19 protein-coding genes and 2 pseudogenes are annotated in these 25067 nt (G+C 42.4%); 12 read left to right on the top strand and 9 right to left on the bottom strand.

Going from position 1 to position 25067, the window contains the following annotated elements:
* Positions 1-141 precede the first annotated feature (141 nt).
* Together AC5JM2_RS27980 and AC5JM2_RS27975 are read left to right on the top strand one after the other, a co-directional pair.
* Positions 142-1428, top strand: coding sequence for a M16 family metallopeptidase (locus AC5JM2_RS27980; RefSeq protein WP_495838158.1), 1287 nt, complete (start codon positions 142-144; stop codon positions 1426-1428).
* A 77-nt stretch (positions 1429-1505) separates the two neighbouring features.
* Positions 1506-2654, top strand: a complete 1149-nt coding sequence (locus AC5JM2_RS27975) for a peptidoglycan-binding domain-containing protein (protein ID WP_495838156.1) — start codon at positions 1506-1508, stop codon at positions 2652-2654.
* Between the two features lie 22 nt (positions 2655-2676).
* On the opposite strand, the gene AC5JM2_RS27970 is transcribed toward AC5JM2_RS27975, so the two are convergent.
* From AC5JM2_RS27970 to AC5JM2_RS27960, 3 genes are read right to left on the bottom strand one after another with little or no spacing between them, the layout of a single operon-like run.
* A complete protein-coding gene (locus AC5JM2_RS27970) occupies positions 2677-2802 on the bottom strand; it encodes a hypothetical protein (RefSeq protein WP_495838154.1) in 126 nt (41 codons plus the stop codon).
* 3 nt (positions 2803-2805) lie between these two features.
* A complete protein-coding gene (locus AC5JM2_RS27965) occupies positions 2806-3027 on the bottom strand; it encodes a DUF5615 family PIN-like protein (protein ID WP_495838152.1) in 222 nt (73 codons plus the stop codon).
* On the bottom strand, positions 3021-3359 hold the full coding sequence (locus tag AC5JM2_RS27960; RefSeq protein WP_495838150.1) for a DUF433 domain-containing protein: 339 nt from the start codon (positions 3357-3359) through the stop codon (positions 3021-3023). The genes AC5JM2_RS27965 and AC5JM2_RS27960 overlap by 7 nt, the downstream gene beginning before the upstream one ends.
* 164 nt (positions 3360-3523) lie before the next feature.
* On the opposite strand from AC5JM2_RS27960, the gene AC5JM2_RS27955 reads away from it, so the two are divergent.
* Together AC5JM2_RS27955 and AC5JM2_RS27950 are read left to right on the top strand one after the other, a co-directional pair.
* The gene (locus AC5JM2_RS27955) at positions 3524-4162 is read left to right on the top strand and encodes a transaldolase family protein (protein ID WP_495838149.1); all 639 of its coding nucleotides are present in this window, start codon (positions 3524-3526) and stop codon (positions 4160-4162) included.
* A gap of 22 nt (positions 4163-4184) precedes the next feature.
* Complete coding sequence (locus AC5JM2_RS27950) at positions 4185-5093, top strand: alpha/beta fold hydrolase (RefSeq protein ID WP_495838147.1); 909 nt, start codon at positions 4185-4187, stop codon at positions 5091-5093.
* 528 nt (positions 5094-5621) lie between these two features.
* On the opposite strand, the gene AC5JM2_RS27945 is transcribed toward AC5JM2_RS27950, so the two are convergent.
* Positions 5622-6359, bottom strand: coding sequence for a hypothetical protein (locus tag AC5JM2_RS27945; protein ID WP_495838145.1), 738 nt, complete (start codon positions 6357-6359; stop codon positions 5622-5624).
* Positions 6352-6990 (bottom strand): ParA family protein, encoded by a 639-nt coding sequence (locus AC5JM2_RS27940; RefSeq protein ID WP_495838143.1) that lies wholly within the window; start codon positions 6988-6990, stop codon positions 6352-6354. Before AC5JM2_RS27940 ends, AC5JM2_RS27945 begins: the two co-directional genes overlap by 8 nt.
* 149 nt (positions 6991-7139) lie before the next feature.
* Between AC5JM2_RS27940 and AC5JM2_RS27935 the strand changes: the two genes are divergently transcribed.
* Both AC5JM2_RS27935 and AC5JM2_RS27930 read left to right on the top strand, forming a co-directional pair.
* Positions 7140-8519: a cytochrome P450 gene (locus AC5JM2_RS27935; RefSeq protein ID WP_495838141.1), complete on the top strand. Its 1380-nt coding sequence runs from the start codon at positions 7140-7142 to the stop codon at positions 8517-8519.
* 67 nt (positions 8520-8586) lie between these two features.
* Positions 8587-8730 (top strand): hypothetical protein, encoded by a 144-nt coding sequence (locus tag AC5JM2_RS27930; protein ID WP_495838139.1) that lies wholly within the window; start codon positions 8587-8589, stop codon positions 8728-8730.
* A gap of 480 nt (positions 8731-9210) precedes the next feature.
* Here the strand turns inward: AC5JM2_RS27930 and AC5JM2_RS27925 are convergent, their stop codons facing one another.
* From AC5JM2_RS27925 to AC5JM2_RS27910, 4 genes and pseudogenes are all read right to left on the bottom strand, one after another.
* Entirely contained in the window at positions 9211-10539 is a 1329-nt protein-coding gene (locus AC5JM2_RS27925; protein WP_495838137.1) for a GTPase family protein, read from the bottom strand.
* A gap of 613 nt (positions 10540-11152) precedes the next feature.
* Positions 11153-12604, bottom strand: coding sequence for a hypothetical protein (locus AC5JM2_RS27920; RefSeq protein WP_495838135.1), 1452 nt, complete (start codon positions 12602-12604; stop codon positions 11153-11155).
* A 10-nt stretch (positions 12605-12614) separates the two neighbouring features.
* The gene (locus tag AC5JM2_RS27915) at positions 12615-12959 is read right to left on the bottom strand and encodes a hypothetical protein (protein WP_495838133.1); all 345 of its coding nucleotides are present in this window, start codon (positions 12957-12959) and stop codon (positions 12615-12617) included.
* Between the two features lie 556 nt (positions 12960-13515).
* Positions 13516-14200 (bottom strand): annotated as a pseudogene (locus AC5JM2_RS27910) (IS1 family transposase).
* Here AC5JM2_RS27910 and AC5JM2_RS27905 point away from each other — a divergent pair.
* The 6 genes and pseudogenes from AC5JM2_RS27905 to AC5JM2_RS27880 all read left to right on the top strand — a co-directional run bounded on the left by AC5JM2_RS27905 (position 14188) and on the right by AC5JM2_RS27880 (position 24849).
* Positions 14188-14580 carry a transposase family protein gene (locus AC5JM2_RS27905; RefSeq protein WP_495838131.1) on the top strand — a complete coding sequence of 131 codons (393 nt, stop codon included), beginning with the start codon at positions 14188-14190 and terminating at the stop codon, positions 14578-14580. The pseudogene AC5JM2_RS27910 and the gene AC5JM2_RS27905 overlap by 13 nt on opposite strands.
* 288 nt (positions 14581-14868) lie before the next feature.
* A complete protein-coding gene (locus AC5JM2_RS27900) occupies positions 14869-15087 on the top strand; it encodes a hypothetical protein (RefSeq protein WP_495838129.1) in 219 nt (72 codons plus the stop codon).
* Positions 14996-16129 (top strand): annotated as a pseudogene (locus AC5JM2_RS27895) (IS4 family transposase). Before AC5JM2_RS27900 ends, AC5JM2_RS27895 begins: the two are co-directional and overlap by 92 nt.
* A 652-nt stretch (positions 16130-16781) precedes the next feature.
* Complete coding sequence (locus AC5JM2_RS27890) at positions 16782-18020, top strand: DUF1822 family protein (protein WP_495838127.1); 1239 nt, start codon at positions 16782-16784, stop codon at positions 18018-18020.
* A gap of 69 nt (positions 18021-18089) precedes the next feature.
* Complete coding sequence (locus AC5JM2_RS27885; RefSeq protein WP_495838125.1) at positions 18090-22820, top strand: nSTAND1 domain-containing NTPase; 4731 nt, start codon at positions 18090-18092, stop codon at positions 22818-22820.
* A gap of 475 nt (positions 22821-23295) precedes the next feature.
* On the top strand, positions 23296-24849 hold the full coding sequence (locus AC5JM2_RS27880) for a sigma-70 family RNA polymerase sigma factor (protein ID WP_495838123.1): 1554 nt from the start codon (positions 23296-23298) through the stop codon (positions 24847-24849).
* Positions 24850-25067: the final 218 nt, after the last annotated feature.

The following is a 25067-nucleotide window of genomic DNA, read 5'->3' as shown; positions in this document are numbered from 1 at the left end:
AGGTATCTGGCGTTGGAAACCCCCAAAACCTCGGAGACTACCCCCAGCACTGTCCTCCCCTATCCCCTTACACCTACTTCCATTGCGGGCTTGGTCATTAGCATAAAGAACTAATAACTTATGATTAATAACTAAGGACTAATGACAACATCGCAGCAAAAATCCCATATCCATCGCACAGTATTGAACAATGGCATTGTAGTCTTGGTGGTAGAAAATCCGGCTGCAGATATTATTGCAGCACGAATTTTTGTCCGCGCTGGTAGCTGTTATGAGAACCAGGAGCAAGCTGGATTAGCATATTTGCTATCAACGGTGCTTACAAAAGGTTGTAATGGACTTTCGAGTTTGGAAATTGCCGAACAAGTGGAGTCGCTGGGAGCAAGTTTGGGTGCAGACACTGCATCTGATTATTTTTTGCTTTCGTTGAAGACAGTCACCTCAGATTTTGCACAAATGTTTAGGTTGGCGGGACGAATTTTGCGATCGCCAACATTTCCACAAGCAGAGGTAGAATTAGAACGGCGTGTTGCCCTACAAGATATTCGCTCACAACAAGAACAGCCGTTTACCATTGCCTTTGATCAACTCCGGGATGTTATGTATCAAAACCATCCTTATGCAAGCTCGGGATTAGGCAATGAAGCCACTATGAGTCGCTTAACTCGCAAAGACTTAGTGGAGTATCATCAGAGACATTTCCGTCCTGAGAATATCGTTATTAGTATTGCTGGACGCATCACACCAGAAAATGCGATCGCTCTTGTGCAAGAAGTTTTTGATGATTGGCAAGCATCCCCCACTCAGCCATTGCCAAAACTAAATTTACCAGAACTCAACGTTGAACCTCAAATCAAGATTACACCTCAACAAACCCAGCAATCTATCGTTATGCTAGGTTATTTGGGATCATCGGTGCGCTCAAGTGATTACGCAGCATTGAAGTTACTATCTACTTACTTGGGAAATGGTCTTTCCAGTCGCTTGTTTGTGGAACTGCGCGAAAAGCGTGGCTTGGCTTACGAGGTATCAGCTTTTTACCCAACACGACTCTCAAGAGCATCATTTGTTGTTTACATGGGTACAGCACCAGAAAATACCCAAGTTGCTCTTTCTAGTTTGCGTCAGGAAGTTGATTTACTGTTCACCACGGAATTAGGCGAAGACGCACTCCAAGCAGCAAAAAACAAGATACTAGGACAATACGCTTTGGGCAAACAAACCAATGCCCAAATTGCTCAGATGTATGGCTGGTATGAAATTTTGGGACTGGGAATTGATTTTGATACAAATTTTCAGGAGGCGATCGCCTCTTTACGTGCTACAGATGTCATAGCTGCTGCTGATCGATATTTACGGGAACCTTATGTGTCACTAGTGGGTCAAGAACGAGCGGTTCATAGTGCAATTTTAGATTTAAATTCCTAAGAGGAATTTAAAATACTGCTACTCTATATTTGCATTATACACCGATAATTAGCATGAGATGAGCCAGGGGGATTTCCATGAAAAGCAGTATAAAAACAAATCCGTTAAATGACTCACCGTTTTTCAAGCCAACCGTAAATTCAAGTGGAATGAAAACAGAGCAGAGGTCTCAAGCCTTACTAAATGTTAAGATACTGCTATCCTGCGGAGTATCTCTGCTTTTTGGTTTCTCTACAGTCTCGATTGCATCTCAACCAGAACAAATAGCACAGACAACTTCCTCTGAAGGCATCAACCGTCCTACTCTCCAAATTGGTAGCAAAGGAGAACGTGTCACGGAACTTCAAGCAGCTTTAAAACTTTTAGGCTTCTACACAGGCACAGTAGATGGGGAATATAACGAAAGTACCGTCGTCGCTGTTTCCCGCTTTCAGGAAGCTGCTGGCTTGAAAGCAGATGGCATTGTTGATACAACAACTTGGCAACGACTTTTTCCTGGTGAAACGACAGTTGCATCATCTGGACCATCACCTAATTCTTCTACAAGCAGATCTCCTCTTGCGTCTGGGACTTCTAACACCAATCAAGTTGTTGTTCCTAGTTCTAATTCAGTTGCTCCAACACCCACAACGACTAACACACCATCTGCTGCGAGCTCTAAACCAGAGCCAACACCCGCAGGACGCAATACAACTGGAACCACCAGAACCAGAGAAGATAATTCTAAAACAGAGCCACGCTCTGTGACGCGCAATACAACTGGAACCACCAGAACCAGAGAAGATAATTCCAAAACAGAGCCACGCTCTGTGACGCGCAATACCACCGGAGGTTCACAGACAACAAACGTACGACAATCAACATCTACTCGCTCTGGCTCGACTCGTTCTGAGCAAAGCATTCGTAATCAGCAAAGCGATCGCTCTGCTTCAACTCGTTCTGATCAATCCTCTGGTTCTCGCTCAACCACTCGTACTCAACAAGTTGCTTCAATTCAATATACCTCCGAAGGATTACCCATTTTACGTATAGGAATGCGTGGTCCTGAGGTTGTGAAGTTGCAAAGACGACTGCAAAGACTCGGTTTGTTGAATGAGAACGAAGTTGATGGCGATTTTGGCCAATCAACCGAAGCTGCAGTCATCGCTTTACAAAAGCGTAATGGTGTAGAAGCTGACGGTGTGGCTGGTGGAGCAACTTGGGATATTCTTATGAAACGGCGATGAGGTTAAAAATTCAAAATTCAAATTACAGAGGAAGATACTGAACCTGTCCTTCCAATTCTCCGTCCAGACTACACTCCACGATGATGAGAATATCCTCTATCACTTGTCCAATTGGCGCATCTACACTAACCTCAATAACTCCTGGCATTGGCTACCCCTGTGTGAGTCGTTCATAAGCATAACGTGTAATCGTAGCGACATCGTGGGTGAGCAACACTCGGTTTTCTTGGGCTGCCCATGCCAATATGATTGGGTCATCCTGGCCCGATAAACCAATATCTTGGACTCGCACAATATCAATATTCAGGTTACGTCGCAGTAAGCCTCTAACGATAGTATTGTCGAAGTTTTCATCGGCAAGCACCCTCAACATGCTTCCTGCTCAGCCTTACGAGCAAGCAATCTATCACGTAACCCTTGCGGATCAAACCTTTGCTGGTTCATCCTGCGAACCTCTTGCGTTTGCTGCTGTCGCTGCTGTAGGTATATCTCAACTTCTTGCTGATGATTGAGGTAAAAGGCAATTGTGGCGTATACATCAGCCAGGTTCAGCGATGGATAACGGTAAACAATTTCTTCTGCTGTTGCTCCTTGTTTGAAAACAGCAACGACCGTATCCAGTGTTACACGAGTTTTGCCTACCCGAACTATACCATCAGCGTTAGTTTCTAATGGCGCAGACTCAGCTATGATTGACAGTGCCATAAAAGCCGTACTAAGATTTCTACTCTGATACTAGCAAAGGTCTGTCTGCTTCACAGTTGTTGTTATGCCGCAACCCTAATTGCCTTTAGGAAAACTGCTACCACTCAAGGTTCGGAATGTGAGATTATAGCTGTTGTTGCAACACCTCAAAAAGCGAGACAATCATGGCAATCTATCTGGACTCAGCAATTATATCTGAAGCGGAAATTGCCAGTAGAATGGGTTGGGTAAAAGGCATCACGACAAATCCAACGCTTTTAGCAAAAAGTGATAATCCACCCGAAACTACACTGAAAAAATTGACGCAGTTGACTTGTGGACCAGTATTTTACCAGCTGATGTCGTCTGATTTTGAGGGGATGCTAGCGGAAGGGAGGAAAGCTTTTGAGATTATTGGTAAACAAACGATTTTGAAAATCCCAGCAACACCAGTCGGATTTGCAGCCGTGGCGAGTCTCTCGCCAGAAATCACTTGTTCAGTGACAGCTATTTACAGTGCAGCACAGGCAGCAGTGGCACGGGAGGCGGGTGCTAAAATGGCGATCGCCTATGTTAATCGTGCTACGCGTTTATTAGGCGATGGAATTGCCTTAGTACGAGATATGGCTAGTGTGCTAAGTGGCAGCAACACTGAAATCTTAGCAGCTAGTATTAAATCACCAGAAGAAGCCGCAGCATCGCTACAAGCTGGTGCTCATCATCTGACTTTACCTTTGTCAATGTTACAAGCTATGGCGACTCATGAATTTTCAGACAAAACAGTAGAAGAGTTTGCTAAAAATGGCATTGGTTTAAAGATGTAATGCTTCAGCTAAACAAAATCCTATGTTTCCAAGTTTCTTACCAACTACAGTTGGCGAACTCACAGAACCTTCCTCAATTGCTCTTGCTCAAAGTATTGAACAAATTGCTCTGACGACTCCCTTGAGTACACAACCAATTACCACCACCTATGTACGTCAAGGAAATGGGGGTACACCTTTAGTCTTGATTCACGGTTTTGATGGTTCTGTGTTCGAGTTTCGCCGCCTGATCCCTCAACTTGCCTTACAAAACCAGACATGGACAGTGGATTTATTGGGTTTTGGGTTCACAGATAGACCACTTGGAGTTAAGTTTAGCCCCGCCAGCATTAAAACCCATCTCTATTATTTCTGGAAAACCCTGATTAACAAACCTGTGATTTTAGTGGGCGCTTCGATGGGAGGTGCAGCAGCAATTGATTTCACCCTCACTTACCCAGAAGTCGTGCAAAAGCTGGTATTAATTGATAGTGCTGGTTTAGCAGATGGTTCACCATTAAGTAAATTAATGTTTCCACCGTTAGATAATTGGGCAACTCAATTTTTACGTAATCCGAAAGTTCGGGCAAGTATCTCCCGCGCAGCTTATAAAAACAGGGAGTTAGCGTCACTTGATGCTCAATTATGTACAGCACTACACCTAGAATGCCCCGACTGGCAGAAAGCTTTGATTGCTTTTACCAAAAGTGGTGGTTACAGTGCTTTTAGATTTAAGAAATTAGCAGAAATTGTGCAACCAACGCTGATTTTATGGGGTGATTCTGACAGGATTTTAGGTATCAAGGATGCCAACAGGTTTAAATTGGCGATTCCAAATAGTAAACTCATTTGGATTAAAGATTGCGGTCATGTTCCTCATTTAGAACAGCCGCAAATCACTGCTCAGCATATTTTAGAATTCCGGGATGACCGGTTGCAAGAGTTGGTTTAAGGGCTGATAAATTAAAACAAGTTTTATAATGCATAGACCCCTTTTAAGTAAAATTAACACTCTATAGCAGTCCTAAATTATTCGTGTTCGCGGAGCGTGCGCCTTAGCGCTCAACTCTCTGTTTTCCTCCTCTGCGCCCACCGCGAACTTTGCGGGAGGAACATCCACACCGCAAATTCGCTCTCTGCGGTTAATTCAATCAAAACTTTTTTCACAAATCATCTAGGATTGCTACAGCAGAATTCAGAAATCAGGAGTCAGAAGTGAGCCAGTGCGGTGGTGAGGCTAAAACCTGAAAACTCTTTCTCTCCCTGCTCCCGAAGAGCCTTAATGATAAGTCTTTAACCGGACACGATATTACTCCTGAATTCTTCTTCAATCGGTGGCGATCGCTCGACAATCAATTATTAACGATCGCTCAAGGAGCACGCATTGCATAGAAAATGGCACTGCTGAACTGACAAATAAGCTAAGCAGTGCCATAGATGATTTGTAATAATTGATGTTAACTGTACCGATTGAGTGACTTTAATCAAGTAACCACATCGGAGAAGATTTATCATCAGAATCGTTATCCTTGGTTATAGGTCGTCCTTCTGGTAATCTTTGTGCTAAAGGATATGATTTTTTGTAAGTTTTTGGTGCTAGAGCATTTTGCTTTTTTTGTTGTAATGTATTGATTGTTTCTGTCAGTTGTGAATTAGCTTCTGCGAGTTGTATCGCAGCTTTTTTTGCATCATCAAGTTCTGTTTTCAGGCTTGCTGCTAGTATTTTGTGCTTAGATACATCTAATTCTAAATCAGTTATTTGCTGCTGAAGAGAGGCTTCTTTTTGCTGTGCTTTTTCTATAGTTTCTTTTAGTTCTTTGACAACAGAAGCTTCTTTCTTCTGTGCCTTGTCCATAGTTTCTTTGAGTTCATTAACAACAGAAGTTTCTTTTTGCTGTGTTTTTTCTAAAGTGTTCTTCAACTGTTTAACCAGAGAAGCTTCTTTTTTTTGTGCTTTTTCCAAAGCTTCCTTTAACTCTTTGACAGTTGCTTCTAACTCCGCTTTTGTTGGGGTTGTACGCTTAGACGTTGTTGTCTCGGCAGCTTGTGTCTCCTCCTTTAGTTGAGCAGAAGCAACTTCATTCCCCGTATCACTATCGGAAGATGTGGAGGAATTATCATCTGAAACAGCTGCAACATCAATAGTCGTTTCACCTTCTGATGGTGAAAATTTTTGTGCTTCTTCTTGTAATAAATCAGAAAGACGTTTTTTAGTCATATTGCCTCCAATCACGCTTTATTTCTTCGGCTACTTGACGGTAGTCTGACTCCGCCTCTCGTGCGTTATTTCCTCGCCATTTGCTTATTGGGACACCCTCAAGTGCAGCTCGTTCGTGCGCTTTGTAGACGCGGATAAAAGCTTTACAAGCAGGAATTCCCATCTCCTTAAGAGTGTTTTGAGCATCCAGCGCTTCCCCTAAGCAGCGCGTATCCACCTTCGTCAGCAAAACCCGATGGGGTTTCCCAGCAGGAGTGACGACTTGTTGGATTGTCTCAATCAGGATAGCTAAATCCATTGGTGCACATGGCGTGGGCAAAACCAAATAATCAGCTGCAGCAACAACTGCCGCCAATGCTTCAGAGCGCAGCGCCGGAGGCGTATCTACCATTACTAAATCGTAACCTGTTATTCCTCGTAAATAACCTAAAAGTTTCGGGTCAGTTGATTGTGATAAATCAAATCCCATGCTACTTTCCCCGCGTCCAAACCACCAACTGGCAGAACCTTGAATATCTGCGTCGATTAAAAGAACCTTTTTTCGTTGTGCAAAGGTTGCAGCCAGGTTGACAGCGGTGGTTGTTTTACCGACGCCTCCCTTACCGTTGAGGATAGCGATGATTTTTGGCACTGTTTGCTTCCGACACTCTTACACAGAATATACCTCTTGAAGGAGAAATGGGGAATCGGCTGATAGAGAGAATAGTTTTACACTCCAAGAATTACTCTTTTTTTAAGAGTCACAATAGAAGCAATCAGCACTCAACGCCACAAGTCTTTATGAGAGCAACTAACAATCTGCCTGATGGACCAAAAATGTCGAGTTTCCTGCGCCTGATGAAATTAATTTTTCAGCCGTTGGAATATGTGGAAGATTTTGCGAAACAATACGGCGATAACTTCACTGTTTGGAGTCGCAATAATTCTCCTATTGTCTACTTCAGTCATCCTCAAGCACTGCAACAAATTTTTAATGCGGATTCCAGTCACTTATACGCTGGAAGGGGAAACGGAGGTTTACAATTTTTGCTAGGTTCTAATTCCCTCATTCTACTGGACGGCGATCGCCACCAACGCCAACGTCAACTCTTAACCCCTCCTTTTCATGGCGAGCGAATGCGGGCTTACGCCGAAACTATCCGCGAAATCACGCACCAGGTGAGCAACGAGTGGAAGATGGGTAAGCCGTTTAATATCCGTGCGTCGATGCAAGAAATTGCCTTGCGAGTTATTTTGCGGGTTGTGTTTGGCTTAGATGAAGGACCTCGTTTGGAAAAAATTCGACACTTGTTAAGTTTACTGTTGGATTCTATAGGTTCCCCCCTCTTGTCCGCTGGCTTCTTTTTTTGGTTTCTACAAAAAGATTTAGGCGCGTGGAGTCCTTGGGGTCGAGTGCTACGCCTGCGACAACAAATTGATGAAATGATTTATGCGCTGATTCGGGAACGTCGCGCCCAATCTGATCAAAATCGGCAAGATATCCTCAGTTTGATGATGTCTGCTCGTTATGAAGATGGTCAACCGATGACTGATGAAGAGTTACGCGATGAGTTGATGACTCTGATGGTAGCGGGACATGAAACGACTGCTTCAGCATTAACTTGGGCATTTTATTGGATTGACTATTTACCAGAAGTGCGCGACAAGTTGTTGAGGGAACTCAACACCCTTGGCGACAACCCAGATCCAACTACTGTGACCAAATTGCCTTACCTAACAGCAGTCTGCCAAGAAACCCTGCGGATATATCCGATTGCAATGAATGGTTTTTTTCGAGTTGTGCGATCGCCTATAGAAATTCAAGGTTACACACTCCCAGAAGGAACACTCATTGTCCCCAGTATCTACTTAGCACACCACAGGGAAGAAACTTACCCACAATCAAAGCAGTTTAAACCAGAACGCTTTTTGGAAAGGCAATTTTCGCCTTATGAATACTTGCCCTTTGGTGGTGGAAATCGTCGTTGTATTGGGCTGGCGTTTGCCCAGTATGAAATGAAACTCGTATTGGCGACAATTCTATCACGTTTCCAAGTCTCCTTGGTCAATAGGCGTCCCGTGCGTCCTGTGCGTCGTGGTCTTACCGTAGCAACACCACCAGGAATGCAGATGGTTGCAATGCCTTTGGAGAAGCGTGTCAATACTCCAGTCCTTGTTTAAGTAATGAAGGTGGGCGATGCCCACCAGTATCTTCGCACCAATCTTCGCAATTTGCTAAGCTGGAAAAATGACCCTTAATACACCAAGCACTAACGCTTATATCGAGTTACTCAAAACTTTTCCTCCTCGTCCAATCACTTCAGAAGAAGAATTGACGGCTACGCAGAAAGTCATTGATTCACTTATTGATAAAGGTGAATTAACCAGATGAACAAGACTATCTCAATGTGTTATACCATTTCACGAAATCCTTGATACAAATGATTGGTTTCTAATTCTTTCCCCCTACTCCCTGCCCCCTGTTCCCTGCCCCCCCATTTGTATCAACCTTAAAGTGAAACGGTATTAGGTACTCTCGTTTACGAGTACGAAGAAAAACATAAACTTATACCTGATATTCATGGCGTAGAACTTCTCAAAGCCTTAATAGCTGAACTAGGTTTGCGGCAAAAAGATTTAATTCCTATCTTTAAAACTGAATCTATAGTATCTGAAGTTTTGAGTGGTCAACGCAATCTAACAGTAAATCATATTCGTCAATTGGCAGACTTTTTTCACATCTCGCCAGCTGCTTTTTTTGAGTTACGATGAAAGAAAAATTTTTACAACCGATCATCGCTGGATGACAGCGAAAAGATTTTGTTCTAACTTTATGGCAGGGAAGTCCTTTGGCGGTATAGATGCTTTTGTCTCAGCGCTTAATTCCCTTAAACCGTTCTTTTGCAACCTGGAATGCATCTTGCATCACAGATTGAATTTTCTTGGGATCAGGTTTCTTCCCACCCATTAAATCACCAAAATAAACGCAAGCTGCTTCCCCAAGTGACCAAGTATAGGCAGCTGCCCAAGAAGCAGCTATCACACTGCCAAAACCTGGTACGAATTTGATTAACTCACGTGCGATCGCTCGTGCTAAGAAACCACTGGCGATCGCACTCACAATCCCCCCTGCTTGCGATGGCGTCAGCGTTTGTCCATACAATTTCCCCAGCAGCCCCACCATCGAGACTTGCAAGGCTGTGAGTGCTGGCATCGTTGCAAAGGGTAGCGGCACAGCTGAGATGGTAGCTGATATCATGGCAAATACCAAAACGTAACGGCGTGCAACATCGCGGTAAAGATTACCAAGTTGTTTGCCAGTGCCTTCATCTAATAACTGATAAATCGTTCCGGCTTCTGCTTCTGGTAGTAAATCTGCTAAGGCATCTCTCAACGCCTCTAAGCCATAAAACACAGGGTTATAACCGTCTTCTTCCAGGGTGAAATCAATCAGGACAGCCTGATCGCATAATTCCCCAAAAGCTTGCTGCATTGCAGTGAATGCCCGGTTAACCTCTTCAAAATCTGGTGGATATGCCGGATGATCATCTGTACCAGGAGGATAAACCTCATGCAAGCAAGTCACCGCTAGTAGACAGGGAATATTTGGATACTTCTGACGCAGTTGCTGGGCAATTTGTCGCAACGTATCTGTCGCAAAATCATTGATCTTAACTGTCAGAATCAAGATTTTGGCGCGGCGACTTTCCTGTTGTAAATCTCCAACTAATTCCTGAACAATGACTTCAGTATCCTGGTTTACATCTCCTAGCCCGACTGTATCTGTAAAAATAAGTAGTGGCAAGTCAGCCGAAGGGTAGGCGTAACGCTCGGTGTGTTGTGTGTGTGGACGAAATCCTTGACCGACAATCTCCGCTGAAACTCCCGTCAGTCCTCGCACAATCGAACTTTTACCCGCTTGCGGCTTACCAATAAAAAGGGCTTCAGTGGTTGGCAATTCTGCTCGAATTGTCTCCAAAATCTCTGCAACCTGAGTTTCACTAACGCTAAACCACCCAACCACCGTTTGTGCTATTTTATCTACGGGTAGTCGTTTCATCAAGCGTGCTGTTGTCTCATTCCAAACACCAGAAATCTGATTTTTTAGTGAATCATCAACCGGCTTTGTTGTCACCTCAGTCGGTTCACTTGAGTGTTGAGAATCAGTTGATGGTAAATCAGCATCACGTTGTTCAGTCATTTGCGTCAAAACGGCAGCACGCCCTGAAGAACTTTATCATTTGCCAGTATCCAGATTTAGGATAACTCAGATTTTGCACTAGAATTCTCGTGCGCCAAGAAATAAATTTCTTGGCTCAAAGTTCAAGTCCGTTAAAACGGACTGGGTAAATCTTTCAGTCCGTTTTAACGGACTTTGGCTATGAGCCTTGAACTTCAGTTCAAGGCGTACTCAGGTGCCAATACGGTTCAGTTAAGACATTTATTCGTTGAGACAGCAGGGGAGATGGGGAGATGGGGAGCAGGGGAGATGAAGAGTTAACGTCCATTACCATTAGTTCTTTCGCCTCTGCTCCTCTGCTCCTCTGCTCCTCTGCTCCTCTGCCCCCCTGCCTGCCTCAACAGATTAATTTCCTTAACTGAACTGTATTGACTCAGGTGCAGGTGCAAGATCTGAGCGCCCAACGGGCGCGATTAACGCTCCCGCAAAATATGAAACAAGCACATTTTTATGATTTTTCTCAAAGCCTTACTGTATAACGGTTCTAAAATGTGCTTGTTAGGAGATAGCAAACATTAAACATGATATGCCCCTTTTTCCTTTTCCCTATTCCCTATTCCCTATTCCCTGTTCCCTATTCCCTGTTAAGCGTTCCCTTTTTATAAGACTGCCAAATTTTATCCCCTCCCCAAATCAACATTCCTAAAACAACTCCGAAAAGTAGACTGTAACCAATCGATAAGGTGAAGCGATGAGGAATAGGAGTGGAAAAGGGAGGTAACACGGGGTCTTCTTTTGTGACGAGGGCGTAACTAGATGCCATAATTCCAGCAGAACCGATCGCACTACCTACGGCGAGAATAGTGATTTGGAGATTGCGATCGCTCTTTTGTTTCTTATCCTCTGCAATGCGATCGCTCTTCGCCCTATCTATCTCTACACGTCCCCGGATAGAAGCTATAGCTTTATCCAGCAAGCTAGAACCATGATGGAAATATCCCAAGTCTGCTTTTATCTGTTCCTGAAAATAAGGACAGTTTTCCAGGCTAAATCTTTCTAATAAACTAATATCTTCATCTTCAAGCATACCACTAATTTGTTGCAATCTCTCAGTATAGTTTCGAGAATTTATCGCAATTGTATTTTGGTAATCTTCTAGATATCGCAGTTGATTGGCATAGTCTAATCCCAGTTTGGGAAGTATTTTTAATTTATTGCTTAATTCCTCTAATTCTTCTTGCGTTAATTGCTGAGTTTCTCCAAACTTTTCTAATGTTTTAATTTCCTCTTCTATTTTGCTATATTCTTTATTACTGTTTTGATAAACTTCGCGGCTTTGTTGAAAAGCTTTTACGACTTTGGCACGAAAGAAAAATAAATCTAATAAAGCTTGCTGACAAGAATCAAATTGATCCTCGCTTGTTGTGTCGTTGAAAAACCAAACTAAAATATGACGGTAATTTGTTAATTGACTAAAAAGTCCGTATTCAAAAATGGGACTACCAAATAAAGTTGCTGAGCGAGCAAATGGAGGTATAGTATAGCCTTGAGGAAAAAAAGCTTTGAGACATTCATCAGCAAGTTCCCTCAAAGCTTCCTCATTTGGATAATCTTCTTCTGATGGCAACCAAGCAGTTAAGATGAGAGTTTCACCGAGAAAGTTGTTATTACCATTTAAGAGCAAACAATTCTCTGGGTTGAGTTGACGCAGAAGCTGAATATCGACATCCTCAGTTTTTTGCTCATTTTCTTTTTCTGGACGGTGCAGATTTAACCACAGTCCGTAACTATCATAAAGTCTTAGAGGGTAGGCAAACCCGTTGATAGATATTTTTGCATTCTCGAAAGTCACCGCGCCTTCAATCGGGGCAACTTCTGTTTGTTCCTGCTCTTTGATTAAAGAGACAGTCGGGTTATCTGGTTCCTTTTCTAAATCCAGCCATTGCATCAAGTTGAAATTTGCACGCAGGATTTTGTAGATGATCTGATCACAGGTTTGCCAAAGCCAATGTTTATCTTTTTCCTCTGCTTTTTGCAGAACAAAGGCAAATACATGAACATTGGGAGCATAGACTTTCTGACTCATTTTTTAGGACTTATTTTTTAGGAGGTTCTAACTGTGGATTTTTTTGCCGTTCATCAATAATTTTTTTATAATCTGGGAACTGATTGATTAAAGTTCCTTCTTGGTTTGCAGGATTGCGCTTTTTGATAGTGATTTCTCTAGCAGCAAACAACACAGCATTTCTAATATCTGGATGTTCTGTACACCAAACGGTAATTGCATCAACTGCTTCTGAAAGTGGTTGATTTTCTAATTCTGACAGGGTTTGCTTAATTGTCAATAAATCTTCGCTGCTTTTTTCATCAAAGACAAATCCTTGATTGCCTACAACTTCTAAAAATGCCTCAAAGATGATGCTAGGTTCATTAGTTTCCATAGGATCATACCTCCATTAGGATTTTAAATCTCGTTCAATCTCGTTTCCAGGTTCTTACGATATGTCATTGCGAGTGGAACGAAGTGAAACGAAGCAATCGCAAGTGTTTGAGATTGCTACCCTATGGCTGACGCCACGCCTTACGGCTATCGGGAAGCCGCTAGCCCCTAAGGGGGCGCTGCGCAAACGCGTCTACACTCCGCTATCGCTCCGTATGTCCTTCGGACACGCTACGCTAACGCAATGACAACTGTTCATCTGGACTTGATATGACTGGGAATAAGGCAACCATAAACTAACGCCCGATCGCACAAAAACCAGCCCAAGCCTCTGGTTTGCTAAAGGGTTTTTCATCGTGACGACTATACCATTTTTTGAGACGCGACAAAATAGTTTGCTTGTGTTGTTCATTGATATTTGAGTGCTTTTGAGTCCATTCTATGAGTTCGGCTTGGGTAGAGTCGCGTAACCAGCACTGCGCCTGACAAAGTGCTTCGGCTATTGGTAAAGAGTCCTGATTGTCGTAAAATCGGGCGTTGCATAGTCGCGGGATGAATTAGGCTACTAGGGGTACAAATCCATAATGGAGGTAGTGCAGTAACAATCGAATTGATAGCTTAAGCATTTCTTGGGATTTAGAGTAGCAAAGAGTTTTTCGATGAAGGCGTGCCAGATAATGTCTTAATCTGGTATTTTTTCACATCACGAGTGTCATGTATGTTTTTTTGATTATCTGGTCACAATCATCGATAAAACATGGATAAACTGGATATCCATCTGTTACATAAAAATAACATTTCCAACATTTAATAATCTTCCACAGTTTTGCAAAGGTTTTGGCACTACGGTCACCTAAAATCCAAGCTAAAATACCTGGAAGACCATTATTTACTGCTGTCCATAGCCAAATTTTTTTTTTTACCGACAAAGGTCTCAAGTTCATTCACCTTAGCTACTTCGGGAATTTCTGAATGTTCCGGCGCATCTGGTAATTTTTCTGCGACTTTTTTTACCCAATTTATTACGGTATTATGATTGACTTCAGTCAGTCGCTCAATGGCGCGAAAACCAATGCCATTTACATACATGGTTAGACATTGTTGTTAAATTTCATCGTTGTATCCGCGTTTTGAATATGATTCTATAAATTTGCGTTCGCAAGAGACACAGATGTAGTTCTATTTACCACCACGATGCCCGTTATTACGGATATGGTTGGATGCACAATATGGACAGTTCATCCTTTAATTATGCAACGCCAAAAAATCAATTGATTGTGCTGCCCGATGGTAGAGATATTGTGGATGTGATCGCGGGAGCACGGGATCCAAAAAGTGATATTAATTTGTTCCGAGAGCGGCAATCAGAATTTGACCTGAATCAAAAGTTTAATGGGGATAAAGGTTATGTGGGAGAACCAGCCATAAAGACTCCGCAAAAGAAACCTAAAAACCAGCAATTAACTCCAGAGCAAAAACAAAAAAATAAAGAATTATCTACAGAACGAATTTTGGTGGAGCATCTCATACGTTTAGTCAAGATATTTAGAGTGGCGATAAGATTGATTGTATGCGTTCAGGGGGTAGCAGCGACGCAACTGGGGAACGCTACGCTAGATTGAGCGGTGCTGAGTACGGGCAGTTCTAATTTGCTGTGGGCAATCGCGCATGATCGCAGCCCGCACCCAGCACTCCGCTTCGCCGCCCAATCTTCCCCAGTTGCTGAATCACTCGTGGAGGTAATAAAGATTTTAGTTTTCGAGTCAGACCTATGCGGAGCGTTGGGCAGCAGGTAATGTATGATCTGAAAAAGTCACCTAAGGAAGTAAACAAGGAGCAGGTTCATTACGGTTCAGTTAAGGCTCAAAGTCATGTAAATTAGGCATTGTTTCCAAAATTGGAAATTGAGTGTGGTACATCTCAAGAATTTTTCGTTAGTGTCTCCTGATATACAAAGTGGTGAGCTGTTGAAAGCAATCGAGATGGCGATTCCCGCTTTTGCCATCGAACAGGCGTTAAGCGAAGCTCTCCGAAGGAATCGCCAATACCCAAAAACAGGAGGAACGCAAGCGCTCGCTACCAGCGCAATTAGTGGTCAGCCTGGTAATAGCAATGAGTCTTTGGTCTAGAGACTCAATGCGGGATGTACTCAAAAACTTAATAGATGGGATGTCAGAGGCATGGGTAAAAGTTGGTAAATACTGGCGGGTGCCCTGTAAATCAGCAATTACACAAGCTCGGCAGCGATTAGGAGCAAAAGTGATCAGCGATTTATTTCATCAGTTGGTAAGACCAATGGCCACAACCGAAACTTTAGGGGCGTTTTTAAATGGGCTACGAATTGTAGTTATTGATGGCACCTGTTTTGATGTCCCAGACAGCGAAGAAAATGCTAGAGTTTTTGGTCGTCCGGGTAGCCGTCCTGGTACAGTTGCTGCGTTCCCAAAAGTAAGATTAGTCATCTTAGTAGAAGCAGGAACACACATAATATTTGATGCAATAATAGTGTCCATATCGTATGGGAGAACGAGTACGAGCGTTTAAATTATTACGCTCAGTACAGGGCAGGATGTTATTAATGTGGGATAGGGGTTTACATTCCTATGCAATGGTACATACAACAGTTTCTAAGGGTTGCGATTATGTGGGTAGAATCCCTGCTAATGTTAAAATTCTGGCAGAAAAACCTTTAGAAGATGGCTCCTATCTATCGTGGATTTATCCATGTGGAAAGCGAAGAAAAAAAGGTTGTCACCCGCTAGTCGTCAGAGTTATTGAATACACAATTGAGCATCCTGAAAACCCTACTGAACAACTCAGATATCGCTTGATTAGTAGCTTGTTAAACATTGAAAAATTCCCGGCACAGTTGTTAGCCAAAGAATATCATCAACGATGGGAAGTAGAAAATACCATTGATGAATTGAAAATCCATCTTTTGGGACGAAAAACCCATGTTCGTTCCCAAAAACCACGAGAAGTTGTACAAGAAGTGTATGGTTGGTTGTTGGGACATTGGTCAGTCAGAGTGTTGATGTTTCAAGCTGCAACCAGTGCCTCTGTTCCTCCTTTGTGTCTAAGTTTTACAGGAACATTACGGGTCATTGTCGTGCTATTCCTAAATTTCAACGTTTGCAATCACAAAAATTCCCCCTTTTTTCGATTGGTTAACCGTAGAGATTCTGGATACGTTATTATCCAAACGAATTCACCGTACTAATCCTAGGGTCGTGAAAAAACCTGTATCAAAGTTTAGTTCTAAAAAGCTAAAACACAGAGGTACTGGAAAACGACTAGAAGCTCCGAAATTTCATATCACTAATCAGCTTTTTAGCCTTAACTGAACCGTATTGGCATCGAATGTCAGTGTCCCCATTTTACAGAACACTATAAAATTAATCCAAAAATACAAAAAAACTGCATAATCATCTGCCTTTAGCACCCATAAATAAGTAGGCACTATCATGCAGACAATTTTGTTTCAAAACGAACATGGACGAGTTATGCACAAATTATATATAATTCGGATGATTATTTGTAATAAAATTTATCTTTGTAGGTTGGGTCGAGCAAAGCGGAATCCTACGTTTCAAATAACACGATTTTTTGATGCGTAAAACCCAGATTACGCAATTCCTATTATTGTAGTACAGAAGTATTAGAAAAAGCAATCAATATTCGCTTCTATTACCGAGTAAAAATACTTAAGGACTTTGGCAGACAAACAATGCCCTACTACGACTCTAAATCGGTAATATGAATGATTCCTAAAAGAGAAAATTATTCAGTCAACTAAGAAATTGACAATTAAGGATAGTCAACAATGGTATTTACTTCAAATGATCTAATGGCTATTTTCCCAAATCAGCTATGGTTAGAAATACCTGAACAGGAGCAGGAACACACATGGCAACTTGTAACCAAACAACTATATTCGAATGCAGCCGCCCGCTGGAATGCTTATCTAAATACTCTTTGTCTAAATAGTTTTCTGGCTTGGTTTCAAGATGATTTTGACAATGGTGATTTCCAATTGCATCAAGAAGCTGATTTATCGATTTGGGAAGTTGTCAATGGGACATTTATTAATTTTGGTGAAACTCGTATTGTCTTAATTCCTGATGATAAAAGCAATATATCCGAATTTTGCATTCCTCAAGAATGGGTTGATATTACAAACTGGGTACCTGATTATTATTTGGCTGTACAGTTAAACTTAGAAGAGTGTTGGTTACGGGTGTGGGGATACGCTACGAGGACACAAATACGCGAACAAGCAAGATATGAAGTGATCAGCCGAAGTTACTGCTTGGATGCCGAAGATTTAATTCCAAATATAAACATAATGTGGGTAGCACAGGAATTTTGTCCTCCTCAGAAACCAGAAGTTCAATTTTTGCCGAGTTTGTTACCTAGTCAAGTCGAAAAATTACTAGAACAACTTAGTTATACAACGTCTTATTCACCCCGTCTAGATGCGCCATTCCCAGAGTGGGCAGCAATAGTAGCATCAGATGAATATCGACAGCAACTGTATCACCTCCGGATAGAAAACTGCAACCAAAAAATAGTCGAATCTAGCCAGGCTGTAACTGGTAGTAATTTAAGCCTTTGGTTCCAAAATATTTTTACAGCAGGATGGCAGTCTTTAGATGCACTCTTTGTTCTAGAACAAAGAGATTTCGCTTTTAATTTCCGCAGTAATTCTCTGTTTAACTCGGAGATCAAGATTAAAGGTGTTAAGTTAATTGATCTCGGAATGCAACTGAGGGAAAAATCAGTGGTGCTACTGCTTGGTTTAACTCGGGAAGCTGATGAAAAAGTATGTATTCGTGCGCGGTTATGTCCAACGACTGGAGAAAATTACCTGCCAGCTAATATGAAATTGGTTTTGCTCAGTGACTCGGGAACGGTACTTCAAGAAGTCTGCTCGCGCAGTCACGATAACTATATTCAGCTTAAAAGATTTAAACCTTTACAAGGTACGAGGTTTAGTATCAAAGTTTCTTTGGGCAATGTCAGTATCAAGGAAAATTTTGTGCTGGAGGAAATTGATGGGTAGATTGCGATAAAATAGACGCGACAAATAGAAAAAAAGTAACATTAATTACACTGTCTTAAGCCCTAACAAATGAGTAAATCAGTAGTCATTAATCTGGGAAGCGGTGATTACCAGAGTGGATTTCCAAGAGTAACTGCTCAAATTTGGTCTGAAGAACACCTTCTACCAGAGCAATTCATTGGCAGTTTACCTCCAGCAGCTTATCTGATTGAACTGTATAAAAATTGGCAGTCACTTTACCAGCATCTCTACGCCCACCAACAGCTACTTTCACCACCAGCAAAAGACAACTCTCCAGAGATAGAGATTGAGGAAGGTGATATAACTAACGTTTCTGTTGTCAGCTTCGATGAGTTATCCGAAGAATTACAAGCAGGAATTAATGAGTGGTTCCGGTCAAGGGAGTTTCTTGATATTGACCAACAATTGCGATCACGACTCACAACAGCAGAAGAAATTCGAGTCATCCTTGAAACTGGTGATATGATGCTGCGGCGATTACCTTGGCATCGCTGGAATTTCTTTACAGATTTTCCTTTTGCTGAAATGGTGCTGTCTCGACCGGAGTACAAACGTACTTTAGTGAACCCTGCAAAAGACCAAAGTGGGAAAGTTAGAATTTTAGGGGTTTTGGGTAATAGCTTCGGTATTGATTTTGAGAGAGAAAGTCAATTTCTCAACAGCTTAGCGGATACCCAAACTGTTTTTCTCGTTAATCCATCGCGTCAAGAACTAGACGCCCAGCTTTGGAATTCGGACGGCTGGGATATTTTATTTTTTGCAGGTCACAGTCAAACAGAAAATGAAACAGGGCGAATTTATATCAACGAGAACCCGACAAATAACAACTTGACGATTGAAGAATTAAACCAAGCGCTGCTAGCGGCTATAGAAAATGGTTTAAAATTGGCACTTTTTAACTCTTGTGATGGGTTGGGACTAGCTGTAGCATTGGAGAAATTAAATATTCCCGCAGTAATTGTCATGCGAGAACCTGTGCCGAATCGTGTAGCGCAGGATTTTTTTCAGTATTTTCTAGAAGCTTTCGCAGTTCGTAGACTATCTTTATATTTAGCAGTACAGCAAGCGCGCCGGAAGTTGCAAGGGGTAGAAGATAAGTTTCCTGGTGCGTCTTGGTTGCCTGTGATTTGCCAAAATCCATCAGTAGAAGCCCCAACTTGGCTGACTTTGGGGGGAATGCCTCCAAGTCCATATCGCGGTTTATTTGCTTTTCGGGAAGAGGATACACATCTATATTTTGGGCGAGAAAAATTTACCCAGGATTTGCTTTTGGCAGTAAAAACTAAGCCATTGGTGGCTGTGGTTGGTGCTTCTGGAAGCGGTAAGTCAAGTGTCGTTTTTGCTGGCTTGATTCCAGCCCTACGGGTGTCGGATGAATTTACGGATGTAACGGATAATTTGTTTGTGAATCCAATAAATAACTCATCTGTTATATCCCCAACAAAACCTGCTGCCCCACATATTATCTGTTTTCGTCCGGGGCATAATCCAATTGCTGGGTTGGCAGTAGCTTTAGCACCTTTATTGTACTTTGAATCACACGAGCAAGTAAACAATTCAAAATCCATAGACGCGCAAGCGGCTTCTCGCAGGGAAATCCAAAATCTAAAATCAAATGCCCGTTCCCAAATTGAACTAGAAGTAGCGAACACACTCCGGCAGGATCACCAAGCTTTAACCAAAATCATCAAAAACTTAGTGCAGCAATCAAGTTGCACCCGCGTAATACTAATAGCTGACCAATTTGAAGAACTTTATACTATAAGCCTAGAATCAGAACGTCAACCTTTCTTAGATGGACTGCTCAAAGCCTGTAGAGACGCTCCAGCGTTTACCGTTGTTTTAACACTGCGCGCCGACTTTTACGGACATGCTGTTTCTGACCGCCGCTTCAGCGATGCTTTACAAGGGGCAGTTTATAACCTCGGTCCGATGAGCCATGAGGAATTGCGATCGGTGATCGAAAAACCTGCGGCACAAATGCAAGTCCGACTAGAGGAGGGATTGACAAATCTACTCATTAGTGATCCATTAGGATACCCCGGACGTTTACCGTTACTGGAGTTTGCCCTGACACAAATGTGGTCAAAACAACTCTGTGGTTGGTTGACTCATGCTGCTTACAATGAAATAGGTGGTGTTGAGCAAGCTTTAGCGAATCACGCTGAGGCGGTTTATGCTCAACTAACTCACAACCAAAGGCTCTTGGTGCAGCGGGTATTTATTCAGTTGGTGCAACCGGGGACAGGAACAGACTTCAACCGACGATTGGCGACGATTGATGAGGTAGGAAGCGAAAACTGGGATTTGATAACGCAACTTGCGGACGCCCGTGTGCTAGTAACAAACCGTAATGAGTTATCAGGTGAAGAAACGGTGGAAATCGTCCATGAAGCGTTAGTTCGTTCCTGGGGACGCTTGGAGAATTGGCTGCTACTGGCGTCCGAGTTTCGCCTTTGGCAAGAGCAATTGCGGGTAGCCATCCATCAGTGGGAGAGTAGTGGTTTTGATAATGGAGCTTTGTTGCGAGGAAAGCCTCTGGCGGATGCTCAACACTGGCAGCACAAACGCGTGGAGGAACTGAGTTCCAGGGAGATAAATTTCATCGAGCGTTCTTTGGTACTTCAGGAGTGGGAGAAACAGACGCAAAAGCGCAGGCGCAGATTTATTATATATGGGCTAGTGAGTGGCTTAATAGTTACTTCGACTTTGGCTGTTGTTGCTTGGTCGCAATGGCACAATTCGGTCATTAGTCAGATTCAAGCGATCGATGAATCTTCCGAAGCGCTGTTTGCCTCAAATCAAAAGTTGGATGCGCTCAAAGAAGCAATCAGGGCGAAGCGAGAACTGCAAAAATTAGGTGGGACAGATGCAGCCACCCAGCTAATTGCTGAATCAGCGCTACGCCGAGCAGTTTATGGAGCTGTTGAGTACAATCGTTTGGAAGGACATAGCGGTGAAGTCAAGAGCGCAGTGTTCAGCCCTGATGGTAACACGCTCGCCTCAACCAGTAACGATAAAACTGTCAAACTTTGGAAGCGTGATGGTACGTTGCTGACTACCTTTGAGGGACACAAAGCTGCGGTGTTAGATGTAGCTTTCAGCCCCGACGGTCAAACTCTAGCTTCAGCGAGTGAAGATAAGACCATCAAGCTGTGGAAACGAGACGGCACGTTGTTGGGTACTCTTGAGGGACACGATGCTGCGGTTACCAAAGTTGCTTTCAGCCCTGACGGTAAAACTCTCGCCTCAGCAAGTGAGGATCATAGTGTGAAATTGTGGAGAGTATCAGGAAAAGTGCCTGTCTTACTGACGACTCTCAAGAAACATCAAGAATCGGTTGAGGCAGTTGTTTTCAGCCGCGACGGGAATATGATCGCCTCGGCTAGTAAAGACAAGACCGTCAAACTATGGAAGCGGGACGGCACGTTCTTGACCACGGTTGCTCGGCATAAGGATACAGTTTGGGATGTTGCTTTCAGCCCCGATGGAAACACAATTGCCTCGGCGAGTGCAGACAATACTGTCAAACTGTGGAACAAGGACGGCAAGTTGCTGAAAACTTTGGAGGGGCATCAAGCTCCCGTTTCAGGAGTTGCTTTCAGTCCTGACGGTAAGACTCTAGCTTCGGCAAGTTGGGACAATACTGTCAAGCTCTGGAACAAGGATGGCACCTTGTTGACAACACTTAATGGACATAGCGATAGAATTTGGGGAGTCACTTTTAGCCCTGACAGCAAAACTTTAGCCTCAGTAAGTGGGGATATGACTATCAAATTCTGGAAACTAGATAGCGCATTGCTAACTACCCTGCGAGGTCATAGCGCTCCGGTTATCGGAGTTGCCATTAGCCCTAACGGTAAGATGGTTGCCTCGGCGAGTGACGATGGAACCGTCAAACTCTGCACTCGGGATAGCACGTTACCCATTACGCTTGACCACAAAGCACCAGTTTACGCAGTAGTTTTCAGTCCCGACGGTCATACGCTCGCCTCGGCGGGTTCGGACAGCACAGTCAAACTGTGGAACAAAAACGGCACCTTACTGAAAACTCTTAAAGGACACAAAGCTGCGGTTTGGGGAGTTGCTTTTAGCCCCGACGGGAACACGATCGCTTCGGTAGGTTGGGACAAAACAGTCAAATTGTGGAACAAAAACGGCACCGAACTTACGACTCTTAAGGGGCATCGAGATTCGATTTGGGATGTTGCAATAAGTCCTGACGGCAATACAATCGCCTCAGCTAGTGGAGACATGACAGTCAAGCTCTGGAAGCGAGACGGCACCGAACTGACGACTCTTAAGGGACATAAAGCTGCGGTTTGGGGAGTTGCTTTTAGCCCTGACGGCAATATAATCGCCACCGGTAGTGAAGATAAGACGGTTAAACTTTGGAAGCGAGACGGCACTTTGCTGACCACTCTTGGGGGACATCAATCTATAGTCTTTGGAGTGGCTTTCAGTCCTGACGGTAAAATTTTAGCTTCGGCGAGTGCAGACAAAACCGTCAAACTGTGGAACGTGCAAGCAGGCAAGTTACCTGTTTTACTGGCTACTCTCAATGGGCATAGTGGTAGAGTTTGGGGAGTTGCTTTCAGTCCTGACAGTAAAACTCTCGCCTCAGCGAGTGAGGACAAGACAGTGATTCTGTGGAAATTAGATCGTGTTGTTGATCTAAATAATATACTAGCGTATGGTTGCGACTGGGTGCGAGATTATCTGAAAACTAATCCGCATGTGAGTCAGAGCGATCGCCATATTTGCGATTTTAGTCAATAAATTACTGGATTATTTCTAAATTTATAGAGCAAACATTTCTTACTCAAGTCTTTAAAGTTTTTAATTTTATCCTACCTCTATCAAAAGTTACATATATTTATGACTCAAGATAGAAATATTTAGCAATTTATTAATTATTAATAATTTAAGAGACTTGTAATTTTTCAAGAAAGACAAGACAGTAGTACTGCATAACAAACTATTAGTTACACCTATATATTAAAAGTAGGTCGCATCTCCTGCTTCACCCGAAAACGGGGTGCAGGGTGTGGGGTGTGGGGAGAAAACTGTCTTCTCTGGGTTTTAAGCCCAGTAAAAAAAAGAATTGCCTTAAGTGGCGCAGCCCGATAAAGCAATGCGTTTTTGTTTCAATCTTACGCTATAGCGCGTGGCTCCTTACACCCCACACCCTTGTGAATGCTTTGCTATTGCGTATTAATACAGCATTAACTGCAATTTATAGTGAGTCAGAAATATGAATAAACGTCAAATTATAATACAAAAGTTTTCCACATTTCTTAGCTTTTTAGGTGCAAGAAAAAGTCTCATACACGAATGGATAACAGAACCGGAATTGGAACGTAATATCAAACAACAAGTGCAAACACATCCAGAAAAGACAGCAGAATTATGGGCACTTTACTTTTTAGATCTTTTACAAAGTAAATCCCAGGAAGAGGAGAAAAGTGGAGACACCGGGGTACAGAAAAATAACAGACAATTGGTCTATACATTATCCTCTATACATTCTCCAGTCACTACTCAATATTCTTCTACCAACCAGCATTTAAAAGCAGGAAAGCATCTGTCAGCTTACTTACAAGAAGCTTGTTATAGAGCTGCACAAAAGATACAAAAGCAATTTCAATCAATTCAGCATAAATATTCATTAGAAGATTTTTTTCAAATCGGTAATTTATTTGTTACTCAACCAGCAAAACTCTTCCGTAGTTTTAAATTAGAATATCAACACAGTAACTTGGAAAGTTATGCAAAAACCGCACTCTTTCGCTTCATTGGCAATACAATTTATACCCAAGATGTAGAAGCAAAGCGAGAAAAGTTTTCTGATTATGGCTTGTTGAGGGATTTAAATAACAAAGAATTAAAAGAAGCCTTAGCATCAAAAGGAATAAACACTAGCCAACTTGATTCATACTGCTTAGCTAGACAATGTTTTAATGCAGTTTTTCAACCTCAAAAAAGAGAAAGTAGCCGTAGTTTAGAATCTCCTAGTCCGGAAGATTTAACTCAAATTGCCTTCTGCTACAATCAGCGACACAATCAGTTAAACTTGCCAACCGTACTAGCTGACTCTAAGAAAATTCAAGAAATGCTATCAACCTGCATTCAGGCTGCGCGCGACTATCGTACTAAACGTGTTCTGACTTTAGAAAATGATGACATTATTTCTGACCCCATGCCTACTCCTTGGGATATTGTCATCCAAACAGAAGAAACAGAGCAAATAGAATCCTTAGTCTCCAAGATATTTATAACCATACCAGAGATTGGTCAAACAATGCTAAAACTTTGGCTGGGATTAAACTTAACTCAAGCTGAGATAGCAACAGTTTTAAAGCACAAGTATTCCGAATTACAAAAACAGTATCAAGTGGCTCGTCAGTTGGGAAAATATAGTAGAAATTTCTTAAAAGAATTTCTTCAGCAGTGTCATCAACTAAATTCCGGAATCTCTTTGTATAATGACAAAGATATAGAACTCATTCAAGAGTCGTTAGATGAATGTTTACAGTCATACTGTCAACGTTTATTATACGCAGATTTAGAGCAATTAGCTCACCAATACTACAGTGAAGACGAATTTTTCATATTGACTGATTTAATACACAATGAACAACCAGAATACGAACAAACAAGTAAGTTCATAGAAAGAAAGCAAGCTTTTATACAAGCTTTTGAAAAGCAACTAGAAAAAAATATGAATTTATCTCCTGAGTCTTTGAAACTTGTCAACAGGAAAATAGCTCGTATTGTAGGCGAATGGTTACAATCGTCAGTTAACTAAATTCTGACTTTTCCCGTTAAGTCCGTTTAGCAAGCTGCCAACCCTCACGGGGCTTTCAAGGGTAGGTGTTTAAAATTTAGGCGGTGGAGAAGGTAATTTGGGAAACATTTGGTTCTGAAGTAAAGGCAGGCCAAGACTCAGGGAAAAAACCTTCCTCGGGTATTTTGCTGGCGCGTACTCGCGCTAGTTAGAGGCTCTTAACTTGTACCTAACCGTAT

This window comes from Brasilonema angustatum (assembly GCF_059505445.1).
Note: the sequence above shows the minus strand (reverse complement) of the source record. Positions and strands in the feature narration are given on the sequence as shown.